The 3835-nt window shown below is 46.0% G+C and carries 3 protein-coding genes; 1 reads left to right on the forward strand and 2 read right to left on the reverse strand.

Annotated features, from left to right (window positions below; genetic code table 11):
- Window positions 1-1363, reverse strand: a 1363-nt coding sequence (gene tkt, locus BCT81_RS13220; protein ID WP_102424714.1) for a transketolase, incomplete at its 3' end; no start/stop codon positions are given.
- 78 nt (window positions 1364-1441) lie between these two features.
- On the reverse strand, window positions 1442-2392 hold the full coding sequence (tal, locus tag BCT81_RS13225; protein WP_102424715.1) for a transaldolase: 951 nt from the start codon (window positions 2390-2392) through the stop codon (window positions 1442-1444).
- Window positions 2393-2850: 458 nt separating this feature from the next.
- Between tal and BCT81_RS13230 the strand changes: the two genes are divergently transcribed.
- On the forward strand, window positions 2851-3835 hold a 985-nt coding region (locus BCT81_RS13230), incomplete at its 3' end, for a sugar-binding transcriptional regulator (RefSeq protein WP_102424716.1).

Genomic DNA, 3835 nt, shown 5'->3' on the forward strand with positions numbered 1-3835 from the left:
TGTTCTGAACTTTCATCAGAGCAGCCATACGCATTGCGTTACGAGCGTACTCCATGAACATTAGGAACGTTGCGCCGTATGGTACGAAACCACCGTGCAGAGCGATACCGTTCATGATCGCAGTCATACCGAATTCACGTACACCGTAGTGGATGTAGTTACCCGCTGGATCTTCAGCAGAAACAGACTTAGAACCAGACCACATAGTTAGGTTAGAAGGTGCAAGATCAGCAGAGCCGCCTAGGAATTCAGGTAACATAGCACCGAACGCTTCTAGTGCGTTTTGAGACGCTTTACGTGATGCGATGTTTGCTGGGTTAGCTTGAAGGTCAGCAATGATTTGGTTTGCTTTCTCTTCCCACTGTGCAGGAAGCTCACCGTTTACGCGGCGTTTGAATTCAGCTGCCAGCTCAGGGTGTGCTGCTTCATAAGCTGCAAGTTTCTCGTTCCACGCTGCTTCCTTAGCTGCGCCTGCTTCTTTCGCATCCCATTCTGCGTAAACTTCCGACGGAATTTCAAAAGGACCGTGCTCCCAACCAAGTTCTTTACGTGTAGCTGCAATTTCTTCAGCGCCTAGTGGTGCACCGTGACAGTCGTGTGAACCAGATTTGTTTGGAGAACCAAAACCGATGATAGTCTTAGTACAAATTAGAGTAGGGCGTGGGTCAGCTTTAGCAGCTTCAATTGCTGCGTTGATTGCTTCAGCGTTGTGGCCATCTACTGCTGGAATTACGTGCCAGCCGTAAGCTTCAAAACGCTTAGGCGTATCATCAGAGAACCAACCTTCAACTTCACCATCGATAGAGATGCCGTTGTCATCCCAGAAAGCGATAAGCTTACCAAGACCTAGCGTACCTGCTAGAGAACATGCTTCGTGAGAGATACCTTCCATCAGACAGCCGTCACCCATGAATGCATAAGTGAAGTGGTCAACGATGTCGTGGCCTTCTTTGTTGAATTGTGCTGCAAGAGTTTTCTCAGCAAGCGCCATACCAACAGCGTTAGTGATACCTTGGCCTAGTGGACCAGTTGTTGTTTCGATACCCGGTGCGTAACCGTACTCTGGGTGACCCGGAGTCTTAGAGTGCAGTTGACGGAAGTTCTTAAGGTCTTCGATTGATAGCTCGTAGCCTGCTAGGTGAAGCAGAGAGTAAATCAGCATAGAGCCGTGGCCGTTTGAAAGAACGAAACGGTCGCGGTCAGCCCACTCTGGGTTTGACGGGTTGTGGTTCAGGTGATCACGCCAAAGAACTTCAGCGATGTCAGCCATACCCATAGGTGCGCCTGGGTGGCCAGAGTTTGCTTGTTGTACGCCGTCCATGCTTAGAGCACGAATAGCATTAGCTAAATGTTTACGGTCCATAATAACTACCAGTGTTTAAATATTGGATTGGAAATTGAAAGGGGAACGCAAACGTTCCCCTTTTTTAATTCTGTGTGATTACAGCTTAGCTGCGATCATGTCTTCTAGTTTGCCTTGGTCAACTGCGAAGTTGCGGATACCTTCTGCAACTTTCTCAACTGCCATCGCGTCTAGGTTGTGCTCCCATAGGAACTCAGCGTGAGTCATTGGAGCTGGGCGCTCTTTAGAGCCTTTAGGGTCAACTAGCTTCTCTACAACGTCTCCTTCAGCAGCTTCTAGTTCAGCTAGAAGAGCAGGAGCGATAGTCAGACGGTCACAACCAGCAAGTTCTAGGATCTCGCCGATGTTACGGAAGCTTGCGCCCATAACAACAGTGTTGTAGCCGTGCTCTTTGTAGTAGTTGTAGATGTCAGTTACTGAGATTACGCCTGGATCTTCAGATGCTTCGAAGTCGCGACCTTCTTTCGCTTTGTACCAGTCCATGATACGACCAACGAATGGAGAGATTAGGAATACGCCAGCTTCAGCACATGCACGAGCTTGTGCGAAAGAGAATAGAAGCGTTAGGTTACAGTTGATGCCTTCTTTCTCTAGGATTTCAGCAGCACGGATACCTTCCCAAGTAGAAGCCAGTTTGATTAGGATGCGATCGTTAGTGATGCCAGCATCGTTGTACATTTTTACTAGCTGACGAGCTTTAGCTACGCTGCCTTCAGTGTCGTAAGAAAGACGAGCATCAACCTCTGTAGAAATACGGCCTGGAATTGTTTTCAGGATTTCTTTACCGATGTTTACTGCAAGCATGTCACAAGTGTCTTGTACTTGTTGTGCTTTATCAGCGCTTTGTGCTTTAGCGTATTCGATTGAAGCATCGATAAGTGGCGCATACTCTTCGATTTGAGCCGCTTTAAGAATCAGAGAAGGGTTAGTTGTTGCATCTTCTGGCTGGTACTTTTTGATTGCATCGATTTCACCAGTGTCTGCTACTACTGTCGTTAGTTTACGAAGTTGCTCTAATTTGTTGCTCATTTTGATCATCCTATCTATCGCATTACATCTCGTGAGAAGAGAGATGTGGGCATTTGCAAGCTAACTAATGAAGTTCTCAGTGGAGTTTCCAGTGAGCCAAACTTACATTAATTTAAATTTTTCTTCGAACGAACATTTGCACAGAACATTTGATCGCTCGATGAGTAAATGATGTAGCCATATTTATCTGATCTAGCACCAAAGTCAACGACAAATAGTGCGGTATGGTGACTTCAGTCAAATATATTTCGCTCTAGTAATCATGGGCGATAGAAGCAAACGTTTAATGCGCTGAGCAAGGTGAATTAATCAACAATAAAACTATGGCTAACACCTTGAACAAATGTTCCTTGTTGTTACATATGTTCAAGGTGTAAACTTGTGTATCACTTGCTTAGTCATCGAACATTTGTTCTTCAAGCAGGTAAAATAATTGTTAAATATAGGTTGAGTGGTATATGAGTAAGAATATCCAAGATGTTTCCGAAGAAAACACTGATCTCCTCACTGAAGTCGCGGTTGCTTATTATCAGGACGGTGCCACCCAAGAAGAGATCTCGAAAAAGTTCTCTATCTCTCGTGCAAAGGTTGGTCGTATGCTCAAGCAAGCCCGTGATGAAGGTATTGTTGAGATAACCGTTAAATACCACCCTGTATTTAGCGCTAAGATCGAGCAGCGCTTAATTGAACGCTTTGGTGTTAAGCGCGCACTGGTCGCTCTGGATCAACCGAATGAAGAACAGCAACGTCTTCAAGTTGCCGGCTTAGTATCTAACTATCTAACCAGCACATTAAAAAACGGCATGGTCGTAACAGTCGGGCAAGGTCGTAACGTGTCTTCTGTTGCTCACCACACAGGGGTAATTACTCCTCGTGATTGTAAGTTCGTGTGTGGCATCGGCGGTATTCACCCAAGAGGCGGTATGTTCAATGCTGACCACATTTGTCGACAGCTAGCAAAAAAGTACGGTGGTTCGTCGGAAACTCTGTATGCCCCAGCTTATGCCGAGAATAAAGCTCAAAAAACTGCCTTTATGGAAAACAGCACAGTTAAGCAAACACTGGATCTCGCTCGAAAGGCGGATGTAGCATTAGTGGGTATCGGTGACATGAGTGAAAACAGCTACATGGTTGACCTAGGTTGGTTTACCGCCGGCGAGGTAGTTCAATCGCGTCTATTACAAGGTGTGGTAGGTGACTTCGCTGGCTATGACTTCTTCGACGTACACGGTAAAGCCGCCAATACAGTAATGAGTGACCGTGTTATTGGCTTGGGTTTAGAAGAGTTTCGCCCTATTGCTGAGGTGATTGCCATTGCTGCCGAGAACAGTAAACCGCTCGCGTTGTTAGGTGCATTAAGAACCGGCGTGGTTGATGTTATAGCAACCAGCGTAAGTAATGCACTAACTGTGCTGAACTTAGATGAGCAGATGACATTAATTG

This window comes from Vibrio sp. 10N.261.52.A1 (genome assembly GCF_002876325.1).
Taxonomy (GTDB): domain Bacteria; phylum Pseudomonadota; class Gammaproteobacteria; order Enterobacterales; family Vibrionaceae; genus Vibrio; species Vibrio chagasii.